This is a genomic window from Phycicoccus sp. Soil803, from assembly GCF_001429685.1.
Taxonomy (GTDB): Bacteria; Actinomycetota; Actinomycetes; order Actinomycetales; family Dermatophilaceae; genus Pedococcus.
Genome location: NZ_LMST01000001.1, coordinates 1,668,091 through 1,687,855, shown reverse-complemented (window position 1 = coordinate 1,687,855; position 19,765 = coordinate 1,668,091). Strand labels below are relative to the sequence as shown.

Sequence of the window (19,765 nt, the reverse complement as noted above, 5' to 3'; positions counted from 1 at the left end):
TGAAGAAGGACGTCGACGGCCTCCAGCGAACCCATTGTGCACGACTCCTCGCCATTCACACGCCAGGTCCACCCCAACCACTAAGCGGTCGCTTAGTACACTCGCCGGGAGACCCACTCGCGGCGCATCCCGGGCGCCACCCACCACCAGCAGGAGTCCCCATGAGCACCCAGCGCGTCGCAGTCGTCACCGGAGCAGCCCGCGGCATCGGGGCGGCCACGGCCCTGCGTCTGGCCCGCGACGGGAACGCGGTCGCGGTCCTGGACCTCGACGAGGCGTCCTGCGCCGGCACGGTCGAGGCGATCGAGGCCGTGGGCGGTCGAGCCATCGCCGTGGGGGTCGACGTCAGCAAGGCCGACCAGGTCGAGGCGGCCGTCGCCCGCGTGGCCGACGAGCTCGGGGCGCCGACGATCCTGGTCAACAACGCCGGCATCATCCGCGACAACCTCATCTTCAAGATGACCGAGGACGACTGGGACGCCGTGATGGGCGTGCACCTGCGGGGGTCCTTCCTGATGACCCGGGCGGTGCAGGCGCACATGTCCGCCGAGAAGTACGGGCGCATCGTCAACCTCTCGTCGTCCTCGGCGCTGGGCAACCGTGGCCAGGCGAACTACTCGGCGGCCAAGGCCGGGCTCCAGGGCTTCACGAAGACCCTCGCCATCGAGCTGGGTCGCTTCGGCGTCACCGCCAACGCGGTCGCCCCCGGCTTCATCCAGACCGACATGACGGCCGCCACCGCCGAACGCATGGGGGTGCCGTTCGAGGACTTCATCAGGCACTCGGCCGCCCAGATCCCGGTGCAGCGGGTCGGCCAGCCCGAGGACATCGCGGCCACCATCTCGTTCCTGTGCTCGGAAGAGGCCGGCTTCGTCTCCGGCCAGGTCATCTACGTGGCCGGTGGCCCGCTCGACTGACCCCGGCAGGATTCGTCCGGTTTGCCCCCCGAGCCGGGGATCCCGCACCTAGACTCCCGCCGTGCCTGAGCCCCTAGCACCGGCAGCGTCCCTGACCGTCGATGCCACTCGTCGACGGCAGATGGTGATGGACCTGTGGGTTCGCGAGGTGCGCCGGAGATGGGCCGCCAGACCGTACTGGGTCCTCATGGCCGGCTTCGTCACCCTGCTCGTCGTGCACCGCTTCCTGGTCGTCGCGGCCGTCGTCGTCGTCCTCCTGGCGGCCCGGATCCTGTGGTGGTGGACCAGGCTCACTCGCACGTTGGGAAGGCGGCTGCCTGACGGCCAGCTCGTGAGCGTCAGCCGCACCGCGGACGACCAGCTGCTGATCCGGGACAGTGACGAGGTGTGGCTCCCCCGCGGTTCGGCCGTCCTCGTGGAGCGCATCGGCAGCATGACCGTCGTCCACGGCCGAGCCATCTCCGCCTACGTCCCGTCGGCGCTGCTCAGCGAGGCGGACGCCGCCTTCCTCGAGGGCCACGGGGCGTCGGCGCCGGCCCATGAGACGACCGAGGCAGCGCCGGACCTGCCCCTCTCGGTCGAGCTCACCCCACAGGTGCAGGCGGCCATGGTGGCCGCCCGACGCAGGTCCTATCTCCGCTCCGGCGAGTTCGGCATCGTGGTCGCGCCGCTCGTCATGCTGGTCGCCCTGTCGGCGTTCCTCGCCAAGCCGGCGACGACACTCCTCGTGGCGGTCGCCTGCTGCCTCCCGATGGCCGTCGCCCTCAACGGCATGCAGAGGTCGTGTGCGGCCCTCCGCCGCGCCTACCCCGTCGGACACACCCTGCGGGCCCGCGTCGACGAGGACGGTCTCGTCCTCACCATGGTCCACGGCGCCTTGCGGGTGCGCTGGGCCGACTACGAGGCCCACCGCCTGGGCCCGCGGGTGGTGGAGCTCCGCACCAGGAAGGGTCGCCCCCTGCGCAACCTCACCCTGCCGCTCGAGCTCTTCACCCCCGAGGCGTTCCAGCTCCTGTGCACGGCCGTCCCGACGTCCTTCTGAGCGCGTCAGACCCCTCCCGAGAGCCCAGCTCTCGGGCGTCCGAGGCGTCGACAAGCCCGAGAGCTGGGATCTCGGGGGGCCTTGACAGTCGGCACTCCCTGGGTTGATAGTTTCCGTATCAGTTAATAAACCGATCGGTTAAGGATCATGGACCACCACGACCAGCTCAGCACCACCTTCGCCGCCCTGGCGGACCCGACGCGACGCGCCATCCTCGAGCGCCTCGCCGACGGTGACGCCACGGTCGGGGAGCTCGCCGAGCCGTTCGCCATGACCCTGCCGGCCATCTCCAAGCACCTCTCGGTGCTCGAGCGGGCCGGACTGGTCGCCAAGGACCGGGACGGCCAGCGACGCAACTGCCGCATCACCGCCACCCCACTGAAGAGCGCGACGTCGTGGCTCGAGGAGTACCGCCGCCACTGGGAGGCCAACCTCGACAGCCTCGACGCCTACCTCAATTCCCTTCAACAGCAGCGCATCCACCAGACTCAGGAGAAGCAGTCATGAGCAACGCAGCCGACACCCACCAGCGCGCCACCATCACCCACGACGGCTGCGAGGTCGTCATCACCCGCACCTTCGCGGCCCCTGCTGCCCTCGTCTACGAGGCGATGACCAAGCCCGAGCACATCCGCCAGTGGTGGGGGGCCGGCCACGGCGAGGTCACCACCTGCGAGGTCGACCTGCGCGTCGGCGGCAAGTGGCACTTCGCCCAGACCACCCCCGGCGGCGACGTGGTGTCGTTCTCGGGCGAGTACCGCGAGCTCGACCCGCCCGGCCGGATGGTGCACACCGAGATCTTCGACAACATCCAGAGCCCGGAGTCGGTGATCGAGTCCACGTTCTCCGAGCAGGACGGGTCCACCACGCTGACCGCCGTGATCACCTACGACTCCCCCGAGACGGTGGAGATGGTGCTCGCCTCGGGCATGGAGGTCGGGATGAACGACTCCTACGACGCCCTCGAGAAGATCGCCCAGGGGCTCGCTGCCTGAGTCAGGCGCCGAGCACGACCAGGCGTCCGGTGCTCTCCCCGGCTCCGAGCCGGGTGAGGGCTCCGGGCGCCTCGTCGAACGGCACCTGCTGCGACACGACCGGTCGCACCAGACCGGCGTCGGCCCAGGCCACGAGCTGGTCGTGCGCCGCGGCCGCGACGGCATGGTCGCGCTGGAGGTACAGGCCCCAGTGCAGCCCGAGGATCGAGTAGTTCTTGACCAGGGCGTGGTTCAGCGCGGGCGCCGGGATCGAGCCGCTGGTGAAGCCCACCACCACGATCCGGCCCTCGAACGCCACCACCTTGGTCGAGGCGTCGTACGCCGCGCCGCCCACGGGGTCGAAGACCACGTCGGCACCCGAGTGCCCCAGCGCGTCCTTCAGGGCGGCCACGAGGTCGCCGGCCGAGCGGTCGAGGACCACATCGGCCCCGGCCGATCGCGCGACGTCTGCCTTGGCTGCGCTGCCGACCACGGCCACGACCCGCGCGCCGAGCGCCTTGCCCACCTGCACCGCCGCCGTGCCGACCCCGCCGGCCGCCGCGTGCACGAGCAGGGTCTCCCCCGCCTCGAGTGCGGCTCGCCGCACGAGCCCCACGTATGCCGTCTGGTAGCCGATCGTCAGCGCGCTCGCCTCGGCGTCGGTGAGGGACACCGGTGCCGCGAACGTCCCGGTAGCCGGCATGAGGCACTCCTGGGCCAGACCTCCGTGCGGCACCGCCGTCGTGCCGACGACCCGGTCCCCGACCGCGAACCCTGCGACACCGTCGCCGAGCTCGAGCACCTCTCCGCAGACCTCGACGCCGGGGGTGAAGGGGAGGTCGGGGCGCACCTGGTAGTGACCGCGCACCATCAGGACGTCGGGGAAGTTGAGCGCCGTGGCCAGCACCCGCACCCGCAGGTGACCGGGCCCGACCTCGGGCAGCGGCGCCTCGACGGCACCCATCACGTCGTCCGGCTCACCCAGCGCGGCGACCTGCCACGCCCTCACGCGTGTGTCCGATCCGCCGAGGCGGCCGGGAGCGAATGACGTTGCGACACTAGAGGTTGCCGCCGAGGGTCACGCCACCGTCGACCACGAGGGTCTGCCCGGTCACCCAGCTCGCGTCCGGTGACAGGAGGAACGAGACGGCCCCCGCGATGTCGTCGGGAGCGCCGAGCCGCTTCATCGGGTAGCGCGCGGCGACCTTCTCCTCGCGACCCTCGTACAACGCCTGCGCGAACTGCGTCTTGACGATCGCCGGCGCCACCGCGTTCACGCGGATCGACGGCCCGAGCTGGTACGCCAGCTCGACGGTGAGGTGGATCAGCGCAGCCTTGCTCACGGCATACCAGCCGATCGTGCCGGTGGCCCCGAGTCCCGCGATGGACGCGACGTTGACGACCGCGCCGGGGCGCTCGCCCTCTCCGAGCCCGGCGGCGATCGCCTTCTGGGTCCAGGCGAACGCGGCCAGCACGTTGACGTCCATGATCTTGCGGGCGACGTCGAGGGGTGCGTCGAGGATCGGGCCGTAGACCGGGTTGATCCCGGTGTTGTTGACCAGGTGGTCGAGCCCGCCGAACGCCTCGTGGGCGAGCCGGATCACCTCGTCCTGGTGCGCCTCGTCCGCGGCGTTGCCCGCGACGCCGAGCGCCCTGGACTCGCCACCGAGCTGCTCGACGGCCTCCGCGAGGGCCTCGGGCTTGCGGGCGGTGATGACGACCCGCGCACCCTCGGCCACCAGTTTCTGGGCGATGCCGAGACCGATGCCCCGGGAGGCGCCGGTGACGATCGCGACCTTGCCGGCGTGGACGCCCGGGCCCGCAGCGTCAGGACCAGCCGTGTCAGGAGCAGCCACGTCAGAGACCGAGGTCTCGGCCGATGAGCTCCTTCATGATCTCGTTCGACCCGGCCCAGATCTTGGAGACCCGGGCGTCGCGCCAGGCGCGGGCCACGCGGTACTCGTTCATGAAGCCGTAGCCGCCGTAGAGCTGGACGCACTCGTCGAGCACGTCGTTCTGCACCTGGGCCGAGAACCACTTGGCCTTGGCGGCGTCGACCGCCGTGAGCTTCTGCTCGGCGTGGGCGGCGATGCAGTCGTCGACGTAGGCCTGGGTGACCTCGAGCTTGGTCTGCAGCTCGGCCATCTTGAACTTGTTGTGCTGGAACGAGCCGACCGGCTGACCGAAGGCCTTGCGCTCCTTGGTGTAGGCGACCGTCTCACGGAAGATCTGGAAGGCGTGCGCGGTGTTGGCCACGGCCGCGCCGACGCGCTCCTGCGGGAGGCGCTGCATCATCGAGATGAAGCCAAGCCCCTCCTCACCGAGCCGGTTGGCGTCGGGGACCCGGACGTCCTCGAAGAACAGCTCGGACGTGTCTGCCTCCTCCTGGCCGACCTTGTCGAGCTTGCGGCCCCGGCTGAAGCCCTCCATGCCGGCCTCGACCATGAACAACGTGATGCCCTTGGCGCCCTTGGCCGGGTCGGTGCGGGCGGCGACGATCACGAGGTCGGCCTGGTAGCCGTTGGTGATGAACGTCTTGGAGCCGTTGAGGACCCAGCCGTCACCGTCACGGACGGCGGTGGTCTTCAGGGCGGCGAGGTCGGACCCGCCGGACGGCTCGGTCATCGCGATGGCGCAGATCAGGTCGCCGTTGGCCATGCCGGGCAGCCAGCGCTCCTTCTGCTCCTGGGTGCCGAGGTCGACGATGTAGGGCGGGCACACGTCGGAGTGGATGCCGAAGCACGACGAGACGGCGAAGTTGAAGCCCGCGATCTCCTCGGCCGCGACGGCGTTGAACCGGTAGTCGTCGGCGCCGGCGCCACCGAACTCCTCCGGGATGTCGAGCTCGAACAGACCCTGCTTGCCCGCTTCCTTCCAGATGTCACGGTCGACCGACTTCACCTCGAGCATCTGCTCGGCGCGCGGCTTGAGCGTGCGCTCGACGAACTCCCGGACCGAGCTGCGGAAGGCCTCGTGGTCGGGACCGTAGACGTTGCGGGGCATGGCTCTCCTTGACGATGACACTGCTGGTGAGGCTGGCTGGCACGCTGGACTCCGGGTAACTAAGCGCTTGCTTAGTGTCCGATGGCTGGGGCATGCTGTCAACCATGTCCATCCCCGCGCGCCCCATCGAACCCGTGGTGGACACCGCCCACCGCCTGCTCGAGGCGGCGGCCGAGGCGTTCGCCGACCGGGGCTTCCACGCGACCACGACCCGCGACATCGCCTCGCGCGCCGGGCTGTCCCCCGCCGGCGTCTACGTGCACTTCGCCTCCAAGGAGGAACTGCTCTACCAGCTGAGCCGCGAGGGCCACGTGGCTGCGCGCGACATGCTGCGCGCCGCGGCCGAGGGGGCGGCGTCCCCCACCGAGGCGCTCCGGGCGATCATGGGCCGGTTCGCCACCTGGCACGCCGAGCACTTCCGCGTGGCGCGGATCGTCCAGTACGAGTTCGCGAACCTCACCCCCGAGCACCGCGACGCCGTGCTCGCCCTGCGCAAGCAGATCGACGCGGTCGTCCGCGACGTCGTGACGGCAGGTGTCGCCAGCGGCGAGTTCTCCGTCGACGACGTCCCCGACACCACCTTGGCGCTGATGTCGATGGCCGTCGACGTCGCCCGCTGGTACGACCCGGAGATCAAGCGCACCCCCGACGCCATCGGCGCGGCCTACGCCGACCTCGGCATCCGCCTGGTCACCGGCTGAGCCACCCGCACCACGCGGACGCCACGGCACGCTGACGCGCGACCCCCGGTCGTCCGGAGGCCGCGCGTCGCCTGCTGCCGGCCGTTCAGGGCTCGACACCGGTGGTCACAGGGCGAGTCGCATGACCGGCCTCGTGGCACCGGTGCGACCGACCTCCACGAAGCCGGCGCGCTCGAAGGTGGTCAGGACCCCGTGGTAGAGCTCGGCACCGCCGACCTTGCCGGACCGTGCGGCCACGTCGACCGGGTGTCCCTCGAGGGTGCGGGCGCCCTGGGCACGGGCCAGGTCGACGGCCGCCGCCAGGAGCGCGGAGGCGACGCCCCTGCGGCGGCGTCCGACCTTGACCACGAAACAGGTCACCGCCCAGACCGACGGATCATCGAGGTCCTCGCCCGTCACCGCGCGCAGGGCCCGGCTCTCGCACAGCCGCGGGTATGCCGTGCGCGGACCGAGCTGCGCCCACCCGACCGCCTCGTCCCCCAGCCGGGCGATCACGCCCTGCGGGCGGGGGTCGTCCCGCACCTGTGCGTGCAGCGCCGCCTTGTTGTCGGCGCTGGAGTGCGTGTAGTCCTTGCCGGTCGTGCGGAAGAACTGGCACCAGCACCACGACGGGTCACCCCGCGTGCCGAACAGCGCGACGAGGTCGTCCCAGTCCCGCTCGGTGAGCGGGGCGGTGACGACCCCGTCGGGGTCCGTGGTCACGCGTCGTGCCGTGGACATGCGTTGCCGGGGAGACCGGTCAGTCGCGGGTCAGCTTGCGGTAGGTGACCCGGTGCGGGCGGGCCGCGTCGGCACCGAGGCGGTCGACCTTGTTGGCCTCGTAGGACTCGAAGTTGCCCTCGAACCAGTACCACTTGGCCGGGTTCTCGTCGTCTCCCTCGTAGGCGAGGATGTGCGTCGCCACCCGGTCGAGGAACCACCGGTCGTGGCTGATCACGACGGCGCAGCCGGGGAACTCCAGCAGGGCGTTCTCCAGCGAACCCAGCGTCTCGACGTCGAGGTCGTTGGTCGGCTCGTCGAGCAGGAGGAGGTTGCCGCCCTCCTTGAGGGTGAGCGCCAGGTTGAGGCGGTTGCGCTCGCCACCGGAGAGGATGCCGGTCTTCTTCTGCTGGTCCGGACCCTTGAACCCGAACTGCGACACGTAGGCCCGTGACGGGATCTCGACCTGGCCGACGTTGATGTAGTCGTGGCCCCCGGACACCGTCTCCCAGAGGTTCTTCTCGGGGTCGAGACCGCCGCGGCTCTGGTCGACGTAGGAGATCTTGACCGTCTCGCCCACCTTCACCGACCCGCTGTCGGCCTCCTCGAGGCCGACGATGGTCTTGAAGAGCGTGGTCTTGCCTACACCGTTCGGCCCGATGACGCCCACGATTCCGTTGCGCGGCAACGTGAACGAGAGCTTGTCGATCAGGACGCGGTCGCCGAACCCCTTCTTCAGGTCCTTGACCTCGATGACCGTCGACCCCAGGCGCGGGCCGGGCGGGATGGCGATCTCGTCGAAGTCGAGCTTGCGGGTGCGGTCGGCCTCGGCGGCCATCTCCTCGTAGCGGGCGAGGCGGGCCTTGGACTTCACCTGACGGGCCTTGGCGTTGGACCGGACCCACTCGAGCTCTTCCTTGAGCCGCTTGGAGAGCTTGGCGTCCTTCTTGCCCTGCACCTGCAGTCGGGCCTGCTTCTTCTCGAGGTAGGTCGAGTAGTTGCCCTCGTAGGGGTAGGCGCGACCGCGGTCGAGCTCGAGGATCCATTGGGCGACGTTGTCCATGAAGTAGCGGTCGTGGGTGACCGCGACGACGGCGCCGTGGTAGGCCCCGAGGTGCTGCTCGAGCCAGAGCACCGACTCCGCATCGAGGTGGTTGGTGGGCTCGTCGAGCAGCAGCAGGTCGGGCTTCTGCAGGAGCAGCTTGCAGAGGGCCACCCGGCGGCGCTCACCACCGGAGAGGACGGAGACGTCCGCGTCCGGCGGCGGGCAGCGCAGGGCGTCCATGGCCTGCTCGAGCTGGGAGTCGAGGTCCCAGGCGTCGGCAGCGTCGATGGCCTCCTGGAGCTTGCCCATCTCCTCCATCAGCGCGTCGAAGTCGGCGTCCGGCTCGGCCATCTCGGCGGAGATGGCGTTGTAGCGGTCGAGCTTCGCCTTGATCTCGCCGGCACCCTCCTCGACGTTGCCGAGAACGGTCTTCTCCTCGTTGAGCTCGGGCTCCTGCATGAGGATCCCGACGGAATAGCCCGGGGTCAGCCTGGCCTCACCGTTGGACGGGTGGTCGAGGCCGGCCATGATCTTGAGGACCGATGACTTGCCGGCTCCGTTCGGCCCGACGACGCCGATCTTGGCGCCGGGGTAGAAGGAGATGGTGACGTCATCGAGGATGACCTTGTCGCCGTGGGCCTTGCGGGCCTTCGACATGACGTAGATGAACTCGGGCATGGGGGCAAGGCTATCGGCCGGGGCCCCCACGCCCGAATCCGCGTCACACCGTCGAGAGCTCCCGTCCGCCGTCCTGTCGAGGCACCTCGCCGGTCGGCTCGACCGCCACCTCGTAGTCGTCCGTCTCGGGATCGTGCTCCCCGGAGGCGCGGCGGGTGGCGAGGTCGCCGGGGTCGTAGGAGGCAAAGTCCTCCTCGACCGCGACCGGTTCACCCTCGAGGGCCGCCATCGCGTCCTGCACGCCCTCGTCAGCCATCCGGTCCTGCGTGTCGAGCTGCGCTCGTGACACGCGGGTCAGCGAGGTGGTGCCCCAGCTGAGGTCGTGACCGACGTTGTAGGCGTCGATCTCGACCGAGGTCGCGTGGCTGTTGTCCTGGCGCAGCCACTGGTTGATCCGGAGCCGGCCGTAGACGACCACGGGCTCGCCCTTGTTGAGCGAGTTCGCGACGTTCGCGCCGAGCGACCGGAACGCCGTCACGTTGTAGAAGCTGGTGCCACCGTCCTCGTACTCGCGCGTCTTGGGATTGAGCCGGCGCACCGTCGACGCCAGGCGGAAGGCCGCGAACGGCACCCCGTGGCGGGTGGTCCGCGACTCGGGGTCGGCCACCACCCGACCGGTCACCGTGATGTAGGACTCGTTCATCTCGCTCACCTCATCTGTGTCGTACCTCAGCTGTCCATGAGCCCCGGGGAGCTGACTCCCTGGGGTACGACGCAACTGTGGTGCGGCCGCCGGGCCCCCGCGACAGTGCGGGCTGTCGCCTGTGGACACACCGAGGGAGCGGGACGACCGGTGGACGAGCGACGCCTCAACGGCGCGAGAACTGCTCCGCCCGGTCGAGTGACTCGCGGGTCCGGCGGTGCCGTTCGAGCACGGCGCGCACCGGGCCGACGATGCGCTCACCGGCCACCTCGGCGACCTTGTCGGTGAGCCGCCGTCGGATCTGCCGGCCCCTGCGTCGTGCGCCCCTGCGCCCGAGGGCGCGGGCCAGTGCGGCCAGACCCAGTCCGACCAGCAGACCACCGACCAGCATCAGCAGCGGGTAGGGCAGCGGACCGAGCCGAGGCGTGTCGATGTCGGGCAGCGCGAGCCATCCCATCACCACGAGCACGGCGAGCCAGCCGAAACCGAGCACCGCGACGAGGGCGAGCACGAGCTGCGCCGCACCGAAGAGCCGCCACCACAAGGGAGCCCGCATCTTGAGGGACGTGCCCACGACTGCCTGGTCGAGCGCGTCGGCGAGCTCGGGGCCTGGCGGCGTCGCCGCGTCGGCGACCGCCTCGGCCCACCGGTTGGGCAGGCCCTCGGCTGCCTGGTCCCCGACCCGTCGGGTGGCCAGCTCGACCGCGGAGCGCGCAGCAGGGGTCGGGGGCGGCAGCGACGAGCGACCGAGCACGGTGCGCACGTCGCCGGCCGTGACGGCGAGCTTCTCCTCGACGGCGTCACGGGTGTTGAGCCGGAGCCGCTTCATCGGGTCGGGGCGCAGCGCGCGGACCCAGCGGGTGAACGGCCAGCCCGTGCGGCCCCAGGCCTGGTTGCGGTAGTCACGCTCGACCGCGGCCACGACGGTGGGGATGCCAGCGGCCCGCGAGAGGGCGTCGACGAGCTCGGCGTCCACCGATTCGGGCAGGGTCGGCTCGGTCGGGGCCACGCCCCCCCGCAACGTGGCGGCGCTGGCCGAGACGTCGGCGAGCAGGCGGTGCTGTGCAGCGTTCTGGGCAGCCACCGCGGTCGCGAGTCGCATCCGCAGGTCGTCGACCCCGACGCCGGTCGTGGCCGAGGTGGTGATGACCTGGAGACCGGGGATCCCGTCGTCCGCGGCGAGCCGCGTGAGGTCCTTGCGGATCTGGCCGGTCGCGTCGCCGATGAGGCGGTCGGACTGGTTGAGGACCACCACGGTCACGGCGTCGTGCGTGGCGAGCACGCGCAGGTAGTCGTCGTGCAGGCGCGCGTCGGCGTACTTCTGCGGGTCGGTGACCCACACGAACACGTCCACGAGCTCGAGCACCCGCTCGGACTCCTCACGGTGGGCGACCACCCGCGAGTCGAAGTCGGGCAGGTCGAGCAGCACCAGCCCGTCGAGGGTCCAGGGGGTGACCCGGGTCGCGTCGGTCGCCCCCGGCGCCACGTGGTGCCGCTGCGACACCGACAGCCAGTCGAGCAGCTCGGTGGCGTCCTCGTCGCCCCAGACCGCGGCCACGGGCCGCGAGGTCGTGGGCCGCCGGGCGCCGACCACGGCGACCTCGGCTCCGACCAGTGCGTTGAAGAGGCTGGACTTGCCCGAACCCGTGGCGCCCGCGAGCGCGACCACGGTGTGGTTGCCGGCCTTGGAGATCCGCTCACCGATCTTGTCGACCACGGCCCGGGCGGCAGCGACCGCGGCAGGGTCGAGCTCGCGACCGCCGGTCTCCACCGCCTGTTCCAGAGCCGCCGACCTGGAGGTCAGCTCCTCGGCACTGACTGCCTTGACCTGCTTGCTGCCCATTTTCAACGGGCTCATCGAACCGCCTTCACCGCTGCTGCCGCGTCGGCCAGGCGTTGCGCCTGGCCGGATCTGGTCTCGACGTCCTCGAGGGCCTGGTCGTAGCGGACCCGCTCCGCGGCATACAGCTCCTGCACGTGCTCGAGGAGGCGCTTGCGCGCCTTGGTCGCCATCTCCCGCACCGCCTGGTCGCCGAAGATCGCCTCGAGCACCTTCTGGGCCAGCACCGCGGTGCCGCCGGCGATGCCCACCTCGGCGCCGATCAGGCCACCGGTGTGCGCGAAGGCCACCAGCATGAGGATCACGCCGATGCCGTTGAGCCCGTATGCCGCGATGCGGGCCGTCGTGCGACGGTCCTTGCCCTCGCCGCGCACCAGCTCGAGCACCTCGCCCTGCCAGTCACGGACCAGCCGCTCCGTGCGCTCCCCCAGGTCCGGGGACGCCTTCGACAGCCCTGTCGTCTCGTCCAACAGCGCATCACCGCCGGGGAGCTTGCGCCACTGGCGGGCCACGGTCGCGGCGGCGCCCTGGCCCTGGGCGTCGATCAGCGCGGCGACACCGGTCTGCAGCGCCTCGCCGAGGTCGCCGGACGGTGGGGCCTGGCCCTTGAGCGCCGCGGTGATCCGGTCGCGGACCTTGGAGATCGTCGACTCGACCTGCTTGAAGAACTCGCCGGTGCCGACGTACTCCTGCCAGCGAGCCAGCACCTCGCCGCGCAGGAGGGTGCCGTCGGTCATGCCGTGCTCGACGTTGGCCAGCGCCTCGCGGTAGGCCGTGTCGGACTCCCGCTGCAGCGCGGCCAAGGCCTGCGCCTGCTGGTGGGTCGCCGTCACGAGCACCGCGGCCCGCTCGTCGAGGCTGCCGAGAGCGCCGTCGAGGGTCTGCTTGACGATCACCGAGCGGGCTCGGGCGTCGCTGGCCAGGGCGGTGAGCCACGAGCGCAGCCGGGCCACGTCGGGCTCGGGCAGGCGCCCCTCGGCCGTCAGGGTCGCCTCCGGGATGCCGAAGATGGGTGCGGTCGACAGGCCCTGGTCGCGCAACATGGACGCGAGGTGGCTGCGGATGTCGGCCATCGCCTCGGGCGGCACGCGGTCGAGGACGATCGCGATGGCGGTGCCGCGCTCGGCGGCTTCGCGCAGCAGGTCCCACGGCACCGCATCCGCATAGCGCGCGGCGGTCGTGACGAAGAGCCAGAGGTCCGCCGCGGCGAGCAGCTGCGCGGCCAGCGCGCGGTTGGCGCTGACCACCGAGTCGATGTCAGGGGCGTCCAGCAGCGCCATGCCCGGCGGGAGGGAGCTGGACGGCACGAGGCGCAGGGCGTTGGCCCCGTCACCCTCGGTCGGCGCGCCGGTGATCCGGCTGAGGGTCGGGAGCACGCGGTCGTCGGCGAACCACCGCTCGTCCTGGGGGTGGTGCACCAGCACGGGGGTCGTGGTCGTCGGTCGCAGCACCCCGGAGCGACTCACCTCGGCGTCGACGATCGAGTTCACCAGGGTCGACTTGCCGGCTCCGGTCGACCCGCCGACGACGGCCAGCAGGGGCGCGTCGAGGGAGCGGAGCCGCGGGATGACGTAGTCGTCGAGCTGCTTCAGGAGGGCGTCCCGGGTCGCGCGCCCGGTCATCGCATCGGGGATGTCGAGAGGCAGCCGGGCCTGCTCGACCTCTTCGCGGAGGATCGACACGGCGCCCAGCATGGACACGGCGTCGTCCCTGGAAATCACACCGCAAGCCTAACGAACTGAATGACCGCGACTGCACGCGACAGACCCGACCGAAGGCATGCGTTCGATAAAGGCAGCCCTAGAAACGGCGGAAGTAGTCGTCGTACCCGCTCGGCGTCGATCCGTCGCCGTCGTCGTCGCGCGGGTGCAGGCGCTCGACCGGCTCGATCAGCTCGACCCCGTCGAGGGTCAGGTCGTCGACATTCGCGTCCGGTGCGGGGGCGGGGCGCCAGCGACGCGGCCGCCGGACCGACGGGTCCGGCTCCTCGTCAGGCGCCTCGAAGTCGACGGGGAGCCGGAGCCACCAGAGCGCCGAGACCGACAGCAGGAAGAGGCACAGCACCGGGAGGGTCGCCCCGGCCGCCAGCACCTCGATGATGCTGGGCCCGGTGTCGATGCGCACCACCCCGTCGTCCGGTGGCGCGTTGGGGTCACCGCGGACCAGCGCCACCACCACCGAGAGGACCAGCACCACGTTGCCCAGGAACACGACCGCCCACAGGCTGAAGACCTCCCAGCGCAGCACCGACGCGTGGCTGACCGGCTGGGCGAAGTGCAGAATGGCGACCAGCCCGAGCAGCACCAGGCACGCGAGCGGGGCGGAGAAGGGGGCCTGCCCGTAGCCGAAGCCGTACATCGCGAAGAGCGTGACACGGTCGAGGAACGGCGGGGCGCCAGTCGGGGTGCCGTCCTCGCCGAAGTTCTGCGCGGTCGACTCGTAGACCTGCCAGCTCTGGAGCGCCCACCCGAGGACGGCCACCACGGCCGCGACCTCGAGGAGCCGAGCGGTGACGAACCACGTGCGCGGCGGTGTCCACGCGACACGAAAAGTCGACAGCGGCATGGCGACCCCTTCCTCCTCGCGCCAATCTATTCCAGCCCGCGCCACACGGAGCAGTCCATGGGGATGCCTCCGACAGAATGGGCCGATGCGCATCTTTGCCGCCGTCGTCCCGCCCGAGTCGGCCCTGGACGACCTCGCGGAGTTCCTCGACCCGCGCCGGGATGCCGGGCCGGACCTGCGCTGGACCGATCCCAGCCTCTGGCACGTCACCACGGCGTTCATGGCCGACGTCCCGAGCCGGCTGGTCGACCCCATGGTCGAAGGCGTCGCGGAGGCGGTGGCGAGCCGCCGTCCCCTCACCGTCTCGATCCGCGGTGGTGGCGCCTTCCCCAACCCCTACGAGGCACGGGTCACCTGGATGGGCATCGACGGGGAGCCGGACGAGCTCGAGTCCCTGGCCGGGCTCGCGCGAGCGGTCCGTCGCGCCTGCAGCCACGTCGGCGCCAGCCCCGAGGGCGGGCCGTTCACCCCGCACCTCACGGTGGCCCGGTCACGCCACCCGTTCGAGGCGACCCGGTGGTTGCGGGTGCTCGAGGGGTATGCCGGTCCGGCCTGGACCGCGGACGAGGTCACCGTGTTCGCGTCGCACCGCGGTGAGGGCCGGGCTCGGCCGCACTACGAGCCGATCGCCGTCGTGGAGCTCTCCGGCTGAGTCCCCCACGGTCACCACTTCTGGCCAGAGGTGGTGGATCGATGGCCGGTTCGGGGCAAGCGATGAGGCCTGGGTGGCCAGAAGTCGCGGTGCTTGGTGCCCCCGGCAGGACTCGAACCTGCAACCTGCGGATTAGAAGGCCGCTGCGCTATCCATTGCGCCACGAGGGCTTGGGCGACGCACAGTCTAGGACGAGCTGGGGGTCGATCCGGGTGCTGCCAGCTGGCGCAGGCGACGAAGGGCGAGCTCGGCGAGCAGGGCCGCCCCGTCGGGGACGATCGAGTCGTCGAAGTCTGCTCGCGGCGAGTGGTTGTCGGGCGCCGACGCGAAGTCGGCTGCCGGGCAGGCGCTGAGGTTGACGTAGGCGCTGGGCACCTCCCGCCCGACGAAGGCGAAGTCCTCCGCACCCATCTCCGGGTTGCGCTGGTGGACGTAGCGGTCCGGGCCGAAGACGTCGACGATGGTGTCCTTGGCGAAGGCGTACTCGTCCTCGTCGTTGACCGTCACCGGGTAGCCCGGGATGTACTCCACCTCGGCGGTCAGGCCGTGCGCCTCGGCCAGACTGGTGGCGAGCAGCTCGATCTTGTCGGCCATCTCGGCGCGGGCCTGCTCGGACAGGCTGCGCAGCGTGGCTTCGAAGACCGCGTCGTCCGGGATGATGTTGTCCTTGGTGCCGCCGACGAACTTCCCGACCGTGACGACCACGGGGTCGAAGACGTCGAACTGGCGCGTGACGAGGGTCTGCAGCGCCACGACGATCTCGCACGCCACCGGGATCGGGTCCTTGGCGCGGAACGGCTGCGACCCGTGGCCACCCTCACCGACCACGCGCACCTTCACCTCATCCGCGGCGGCCATCAGCGGCCCGGGACGCCCGAACCAGGTGCCGAGCGGGTGCTCGGAGGAGTAGACGTGCAGGGCGTATGCCGCGTCGACCCGTCGCCCGGCCACGTCGAGCAGGCCTTCGTCGATCATCGGCTTCGCGCCGCCGGGGCCCTCCTCCCCCGGCTGGAACATGAACACCACGTCACCCTCGAGCTCGTCGCGCAGCTCGTGCAGGATCCGCGCGGCGCCCACGAGCCCCGCGACGTGCAGGTCGTGGCCGCAGGCGTGCATGAGTCCCTGGTGTTGCGAGACGAAGTCGAGCGGCAGGTCCTCGGTCACGGGCAAGGCGTCCATGTCGCCGCGCAGCAGCACGACCGGGCGCTCGGCCCCCACCGGGTCGACGCCCGCGCCGGTCGCGGTGCCCCGCCCACGCAGGACGGCGACGACGGACGAGAGCGACTTGCCCAGCGTGATCTCGAGGTCGAGCCCGTCGAGCGCCTGGAGCACTGCCTGCTGGGTGAGCGGGAGCGACATCCCGAGCTCGGGGATCTGGTGGAGGCGGCGGCGGAGCGCGATCAGGTCCGGACCGATGGCGGAGGCGAGTTCGAGGGTGCGCACGCCCTGCACGCTAGTACGCGCCGAGGAGGTCCCTGCGACTGGCGGTGATGGCCTCCAAGAGCTCACGCTCGGTCTCCAGCGCTCGGGTGTCGGCAGCGCTGTGGTGCATCCGGGCCCGCAGCAGGGCCAGCTCGCTCGCGGAGTCCTGGAACCTGCGCATCGACCGGAGCATGGCCCGACCACCCGACGTCCGGGCCCACACCCGCGCCGATCGGCGACCGTTCATGGTGGACAGCATCTGCACCTCGCTGGGTGACAGCCAGCCCGCGTCGGCGTACTCGCTGAGGTGGCGCCCGATGAGGCGACCCTCCCGTCGCCGGGCCCAGACGACCAGGGCGACGAACGCGATGAAGATCGGCACCTCGACGACGAGGTAGACCGAGAGCATCCCCGCGCCGCCGGTGATGGCGGCCAGGTTCCACACGGCGTGCGAGAGCACGGCCAGGAGGTAGCCACCCACCGGTGCCAGCACCTTGAGGCCGCGGTTCTGCGTGGTGGCGGCGATCCCGATCCCGATCCCGGTCAGCACGGTGAACATGGGGTGGGCGAACGGAGTGAACAGGCAGCGGGCGATGAATGTGCCGGTGAGGGACGCGTCGCCGCCGGAGTCGTAGGCCATGCCGAGGTACTGGATGTTCTCGGTGAACGCGAAGCCCGCCGCGACCACGCCGGCGTAGACCATCCCGTCGATGATCCCGTCGAACTCGCGACGCCGGAACCACCAGATCAGCAGCACGAGCAGGCCCTTGGACGCCTCTTCCACCAGGGGCGCTGAGAAGACCGCCGTCGCGAGCAGGGCGTCGTCCTCGCGACCGGTGGCGGCCTGGAAGGCGATGTTGGCGCCGGTGTTGAAGATGCCGGCGACCAGGGCGGCGACCAACGAACCCCACAGGAACGCCGTGACGAGGTAGCGGACCGGCTCGGCCTCGAACCGGTCGAGCCAGAGGAAGGTGGGGATGACGATGCCCAGCGGGATGGCGGCCAACACCAGGGCGAGCAGCGTGGTCACCAGGCCGAGCGTGCCTCCGTAGTACACGGCGAGCACGACCGCGGCGAGGCCGAACCCGACGACGGTGAGCCCCACCAGGAGCCACCCGCGCAGGCGGCTCCGGCCGGAGGCCGTCGACCCGGCCCCGACGCCCGCGGGCGCGCCCGCGGGCGGTGCCTCCGCGGCATACTCCTGGCCATGTCCCCACGTCATGCCGGGAAGGGTAGTCGAGGAGGTCACGCGGCCGCCCGTGTCACACCGTGGCAATAGGGTGGCCCGGTGACTGCCACCCCCACCGACCGCTCCGTCAACGACCGCATCGTCTGGATCGACTGCGAGATGACGGGGCTCTCCCTCGAGGCCGACGCCCTCATCGAGGTCGCGGCCCTCGTGACGGACTTCGAGCTCAACCAGCTCGGCGACGGCGTCGATGTCGTGATCCGTCCTCCGGACGCGGCACTGGAGCAGATGGACGACTTCGTCCGCACCATGCACACCACCTCCGGGCTGCTCGAGGAGCTGCCAAGCGGCACGACGATGGAGGACGCGCAGGAGCAGGTGCTCGCCTACATCCGCGAGTGGGTGCCTGAGCCGCGCAAGGCCCCCCTGGGCGGCAACACCGTCGGCACCGACCGCAACTTCCTGGCCCGCGACATGGCCGAGCTCGAGGCGCACCTGCACTACCGCATCATCGACGTCTCCTCGATCAAGGAGCTGTCCCGCCGCTGGTACCCGCGCGCCTACTTCGGCTCCCCCAAGAAGGCGGGTGGCCACCGCGCGCTCGCCGACATCCGCGAGTCGATCGCCGAGCTGCGCTACTACCGTGAGGCCGTCTTCGTTGCTCCCCCCGGGCCGGACAGCGAGACGGCCAAGGGCATCGCCGCGCGGCACATCGTCGACCACGGCTGACCACACCACCACGACCAGCCCGCATGCCGCGGCCTCGCCGGCCGCGTCTGCGTCACCTTCCCGGGGTGGTCACGAGCACCGGTCCGGAACAGGTACTATTGGCGTCGCTTCCGCGACCGGCACTGTCCGGTCGTGACGCATGGTGGGCGTAGCTCAGCTGGTAGAGCACCGCGTTGTGGTCGCGGGGGTCGCGGGTTCAAGCCCCGTCGCTCACCCCACACCGAAGGCCCCTGACCGAGACGGTCAGGGGCCTTCGTCGTCCCCGGTCTCCCGGCTCTGGTGCTCGTGCTCACCGCCCGGGAGACTGGCGGCATGTCCGGCTGCTGCGACCCGCATGGGTACGACGAGGTGTTCAGCCCGCGGTTCGCGCGCCGGCAGGCGCGGCGCTACCGCAGGCGCGGGCTGGGCCGGGCGGAGCGCGACATGGTCGAGTTCCTCGCCGGTCGCGGCGTGGCCGGGGCGACCGTGCTCGAGATCGGTGGTGGCGTCGGCGAGATCCAGCTCGAGCTGCTGAAGCTAGGCGCCGCCCGCACGACCAACCTGGAGCTGGTCGCGTCCTACGACGGTCCGGCCGGCGAGCTGGCCCGCGAGGCCGGTCTGGCGGACCGGGTCGAGCGGCGGCTGCACGACATCGTCGAGGCCCCGGACCAGGTCGCGAAGGCCGACGTCGTGGTGCTCCACCGGGTCGTCTGCTGCTACCCCGACTACGAACGCCTGCTGGGAGCAGCAGCCGATCATGCCGGACGGCTCCTGGTCTTCAGCCACCCGCCGCGCAGCCTGGCGGTCCGTGCGTACAGCGCCGCCCAGAACGCCGTGCTGCGGCTGACCGGCCACTCCTACCAGTCGTTCGCCCACCCGCCCGAGGCGATGTTGGCCGTCTTGCGGGACCGCGGGCTGACCGCCGTGCACACCCACCGCGGGCCGGTCTGGCACGTGGAGGGCTTGGAGCGTCGGGCGGCCTGAGACGCAGTGTGCGCCTGGGGCGCCAGGATCGCGAGGCGACCGGTCAGGCAGGATGGTCGGGTGTTCATGGACTCCGAGGGCAAGACCAAGGTCATCCGGATCGGGGTGTGGGTCGCGATCATCGGCCTGCTGCTGGGGGTGCTCAGCTCGCTCGTGATGGCGACCAGCGCTGACGCCCACGCCGTGCTGAGGTCGATCACCCCGAAGGATGGCGCGACGCTGACTGCCGTCCCCACGAAGGTCGTCCTGACCTTCAACGAGCCGATCGGCACGAGCTTCGCCACCGTCAGCGTGGCCGGTCCCGACGGTTCGGTCTCGGAGGGCAAGGCCGTCGTCGACGGGTCGACGGTCACCCAGGCGCTGGCCGACGACCTGCCCAACGGGCGCTACACGGTGTCCTTCCACGTGGTCAGCGAGGACGGTCACCCGGTCTCCGACCGGACCACGTTCTCGGTGGCTGCGGTCGCCACCGCCACCCCGCTGCCGGCTCCCTCGTCGACCTCGACCACGAGCGCACCGCCCACCAGCGAACCGACCACCAGCACGCCTTCGACCCTGCCTGCCGACGACGAGGGAGACGGACGGGCCCTGCGGCTCGGGCTGGCCGTCGGCGTGGCTGCTCTCGCGCTCGCGGGAGGTACTGCCCTCGTGGCCGCGTCCCGGCGCCGATCCGGCGACTGACCCCTCGCCGAACCGGCGCAGG

At 71.1% G+C, this 19,765-nt stretch carries 20 protein-coding genes and 2 tRNA genes; 10 read left to right on the top strand and 12 right to left on the bottom strand.

Annotation, left to right across the window (positions count from 1 at the left end; all coding sequences use genetic code 11):
* The first annotated feature begins 161 nt into the window (after window positions 1-161).
* The 4 genes from fabG (at window position 162) to ASG95_RS07730 (ending at window position 2,954) form a co-directional block, all read left to right on the top strand.
* Window positions 162-917: a 3-oxoacyl-ACP reductase FabG gene (gene fabG, locus ASG95_RS07745; RefSeq protein ID WP_057377109.1), complete on the top strand. Its 756-nt coding sequence runs from the start codon at window positions 162-164 to the stop codon at window positions 915-917.
* Between the two features lie 61 nt (window positions 918-978).
* A complete protein-coding gene (locus ASG95_RS07740) occupies window positions 979-1,959 on the top strand; it encodes a hypothetical protein (RefSeq protein ID WP_157581827.1) in 981 nt (326 codons plus the stop codon).
* Between the two features lie 147 nt (window positions 1,960-2,106).
* Complete coding sequence (locus tag ASG95_RS07735) at window positions 2,107-2,466, top strand: helix-turn-helix transcriptional regulator (protein WP_057377107.1); 360 nt, start codon at window positions 2,107-2,109, stop codon at window positions 2,464-2,466.
* Window positions 2,463-2,954: an SRPBCC family protein gene (locus ASG95_RS07730; RefSeq protein ID WP_057377106.1), complete on the top strand. Its 492-nt coding sequence runs from the start codon at window positions 2,463-2,465 to the stop codon at window positions 2,952-2,954. Before ASG95_RS07735 ends, ASG95_RS07730 begins: the two co-directional genes overlap by 4 nt.
* A gap of 1 nt (window position 2,955) precedes the next feature.
* On the opposite strand, the gene ASG95_RS07725 is transcribed toward ASG95_RS07730, so the two are convergent.
* Genes ASG95_RS07725 through ASG95_RS07715 form a run of 3 tightly spaced genes read right to left on the bottom strand, consistent with a single transcriptional unit; the run spans window position 2,956 to window position 5,936 of the window.
* Entirely contained in the window at window positions 2,956-3,942 is a 987-nt protein-coding gene (locus tag ASG95_RS07725; protein WP_057377105.1) for an NADPH:quinone oxidoreductase family protein, read from the bottom strand.
* 49 nt (window positions 3,943-3,991) lie between these two features.
* Window positions 3,992-4,789, bottom strand: a complete 798-nt coding sequence (locus tag ASG95_RS07720; RefSeq protein WP_057377104.1) for an SDR family oxidoreductase — start codon at window positions 4,787-4,789, stop codon at window positions 3,992-3,994.
* A 1-nt stretch (window position 4,790) separates the two neighbouring features.
* Window positions 4,791-5,936: an acyl-CoA dehydrogenase family protein gene (locus ASG95_RS07715; protein WP_057377103.1), complete on the bottom strand. Its 1,146-nt coding sequence runs from the start codon at window positions 5,934-5,936 to the stop codon at window positions 4,791-4,793.
* Window positions 5,937-6,040: 104 nt separating this feature from the next.
* Here ASG95_RS07715 and ASG95_RS07710 point away from each other — a divergent pair, with 104 nt between their 5' ends.
* On the top strand, window positions 6,041-6,637 hold the full coding sequence (locus tag ASG95_RS07710; RefSeq protein ID WP_082593089.1) for a TetR/AcrR family transcriptional regulator: 597 nt from the start codon (window positions 6,041-6,043) through the stop codon (window positions 6,635-6,637).
* 105 nt (window positions 6,638-6,742) lie between these two features.
* Here ASG95_RS07710 and ASG95_RS07705 read toward each other — a convergent pair whose 3' ends face one another.
* The 6 genes from ASG95_RS07705 to ASG95_RS07680 form a co-directional block, all read right to left on the bottom strand.
* Window positions 6,743-7,339 (bottom strand): GNAT family N-acetyltransferase, encoded by a 597-nt coding sequence (locus ASG95_RS07705; RefSeq protein ID WP_057377102.1) that lies wholly within the window; start codon window positions 7,337-7,339, stop codon window positions 6,743-6,745.
* A 37-nt stretch (window positions 7,340-7,376) separates the two neighbouring features.
* Entirely contained in the window at window positions 7,377-9,059 is a 1,683-nt protein-coding gene (gene ettA, locus ASG95_RS07700; protein WP_056923639.1) for an energy-dependent translational throttle protein EttA, read from the bottom strand.
* A gap of 43 nt (window positions 9,060-9,102) precedes the next feature.
* Window positions 9,103-9,702: a single-stranded DNA-binding protein gene (gene ssb / locus ASG95_RS07695; RefSeq protein ID WP_057377101.1), complete on the bottom strand. Its 600-nt coding sequence runs from the start codon at window positions 9,700-9,702 to the stop codon at window positions 9,103-9,105.
* A gap of 166 nt (window positions 9,703-9,868) precedes the next feature.
* Window positions 9,869-11,560 carry a YfjP family GTPase gene (locus ASG95_RS07690; RefSeq protein WP_057377100.1) on the bottom strand — a complete coding sequence of 564 codons (1,692 nt, stop codon included), beginning with the start codon at window positions 11,558-11,560 and terminating at the stop codon, window positions 9,869-9,871.
* Window positions 11,557-13,263, bottom strand: coding sequence for a dynamin family protein (locus ASG95_RS07685; protein ID WP_369820365.1), 1,707 nt, complete (start codon window positions 13,261-13,263; stop codon window positions 11,557-11,559). The genes ASG95_RS07690 and ASG95_RS07685 overlap by 4 nt, the downstream gene beginning before the upstream one ends.
* Before the next feature lie 79 nt (window positions 13,264-13,342).
* A complete protein-coding gene (locus ASG95_RS07680; RefSeq protein WP_057377099.1) occupies window positions 13,343-14,107 on the bottom strand; it encodes a hypothetical protein in 765 nt (254 codons plus the stop codon).
* Window positions 14,108-14,192: 85 nt separating this feature from the next.
* Between ASG95_RS07680 and thpR the strand changes: the two genes are divergently transcribed.
* Complete coding sequence (thpR, locus tag ASG95_RS07675) at window positions 14,193-14,759, top strand: RNA 2',3'-cyclic phosphodiesterase (RefSeq protein ID WP_057377098.1); 567 nt, start codon at window positions 14,193-14,195, stop codon at window positions 14,757-14,759.
* Window positions 14,760-14,853: 94 nt separating this feature from the next.
* On the opposite strand, the gene ASG95_RS07670 is transcribed toward thpR, so the two are convergent.
* The 3 genes from ASG95_RS07670 to ASG95_RS07660 form a co-directional block, all read right to left on the bottom strand.
* Window positions 14,854-14,929, bottom strand: a tRNA-Arg gene (locus ASG95_RS07670).
* Window positions 14,930-14,945: 16 nt separating this feature from the next.
* Window positions 14,946-16,202, bottom strand: coding sequence for a M20 family metallopeptidase (locus ASG95_RS07665; RefSeq protein WP_057378803.1), 1,257 nt, complete (start codon window positions 16,200-16,202; stop codon window positions 14,946-14,948).
* 10 nt (window positions 16,203-16,212) lie between these two features.
* On the bottom strand, window positions 16,213-17,403 hold the full coding sequence (locus ASG95_RS07660) for a PrsW family intramembrane metalloprotease (protein WP_082592423.1): 1,191 nt from the start codon (window positions 17,401-17,403) through the stop codon (window positions 16,213-16,215).
* A 66-nt stretch (window positions 17,404-17,469) separates the two neighbouring features.
* Here ASG95_RS07660 and orn point away from each other — a divergent pair, with 66 nt between their 5' ends.
* The 4 genes from orn (at window position 17,470) to ASG95_RS07640 (ending at window position 19,743) form a co-directional block, all read left to right on the top strand.
* Window positions 17,470-18,099 (top strand): oligoribonuclease, encoded by a 630-nt coding sequence (gene orn / locus ASG95_RS07655; protein WP_082592422.1) that lies wholly within the window; start codon window positions 17,470-17,472, stop codon window positions 18,097-18,099.
* A 142-nt stretch (window positions 18,100-18,241) separates the two neighbouring features.
* Window positions 18,242-18,317 (top strand) — tRNA-His (locus ASG95_RS07650).
* A 94-nt stretch (window positions 18,318-18,411) separates the two neighbouring features.
* Window positions 18,412-19,062 (top strand): bifunctional 2-polyprenyl-6-hydroxyphenol methylase/3-demethylubiquinol 3-O-methyltransferase UbiG, encoded by a 651-nt coding sequence (locus ASG95_RS07645; protein WP_057378800.1) that lies wholly within the window; start codon window positions 18,412-18,414, stop codon window positions 19,060-19,062.
* A 66-nt stretch (window positions 19,063-19,128) separates the two neighbouring features.
* On the top strand, window positions 19,129-19,743 hold the full coding sequence (locus ASG95_RS07640; RefSeq protein ID WP_235544171.1) for a copper resistance CopC family protein: 615 nt from the start codon (window positions 19,129-19,131) through the stop codon (window positions 19,741-19,743).
* Window positions 19,744-19,765: the final 22 nt, after the last annotated feature.

What these genes read in the sequence shown, in the direction of transcription:
- thpR (WP_057377098.1), top strand. Translation starts at nt 14,193, where the DNA reads ATGCGCATCTTTGCCGCCGTCGTCCCGCCCGAGTCGGCCCTGGACGAC.
- ASG95_RS07710 (WP_082593089.1), top strand. Translation starts at nt 6,041, where the DNA reads ATGTCCATCCCCGCGCGCCCCATCGAACCCGTGGTGGACACCGCCCAC.
- fabG (WP_057377109.1), top strand. Translation starts at nt 162, where the DNA reads ATGAGCACCCAGCGCGTCGCAGTCGTCACCGGAGCAGCCCGCGGCATC.
- ASG95_RS07715 (WP_057377103.1), bottom strand. Translation starts at nt 5,936, where the DNA reads ATGCCCCGCAACGTCTACGGTCCCGACCACGAGGCCTTCCGCAGCTCG.
- ASG95_RS07690 (WP_057377100.1), bottom strand. Translation starts at nt 11,560, where the DNA reads ATGAGCCCGTTGAAAATGGGCAGCAAGCAGGTCAAGGCAGTCAGTGCC.
- ASG95_RS07660 (WP_082592423.1), bottom strand. Translation starts at nt 17,403, where the DNA reads ATGACGTGGGGACATGGCCAGGAGTATGCCGCGGAGGCACCGCCCGCG.
- ssb (WP_057377101.1), bottom strand. Translation starts at nt 9,702, where the DNA reads ATGAACGAGTCCTACATCACGGTGACCGGTCGGGTGGTGGCCGACCCC.
- ASG95_RS07680 (WP_057377099.1), bottom strand. Translation starts at nt 14,107, where the DNA reads ATGCCGCTGTCGACTTTTCGTGTCGCGTGGACACCGCCGCGCACGTGG.
- ettA (WP_056923639.1), bottom strand. Translation starts at nt 9,059, where the DNA reads ATGCCCGAGTTCATCTACGTCATGTCGAAGGCCCGCAAGGCCCACGGC.
- ASG95_RS07730 (WP_057377106.1), top strand. Translation starts at nt 2,463, where the DNA reads ATGAGCAACGCAGCCGACACCCACCAGCGCGCCACCATCACCCACGAC.
- ASG95_RS07645 (WP_057378800.1), top strand. Translation starts at nt 18,412, where the DNA reads ATGTCCGGCTGCTGCGACCCGCATGGGTACGACGAGGTGTTCAGCCCG.
- ASG95_RS07640 (WP_235544171.1), top strand. Translation starts at nt 19,129, where the DNA reads ATGGACTCCGAGGGCAAGACCAAGGTCATCCGGATCGGGGTGTGGGTC.
- ASG95_RS07735 (WP_057377107.1), top strand. Translation starts at nt 2,107, where the DNA reads ATGGACCACCACGACCAGCTCAGCACCACCTTCGCCGCCCTGGCGGAC.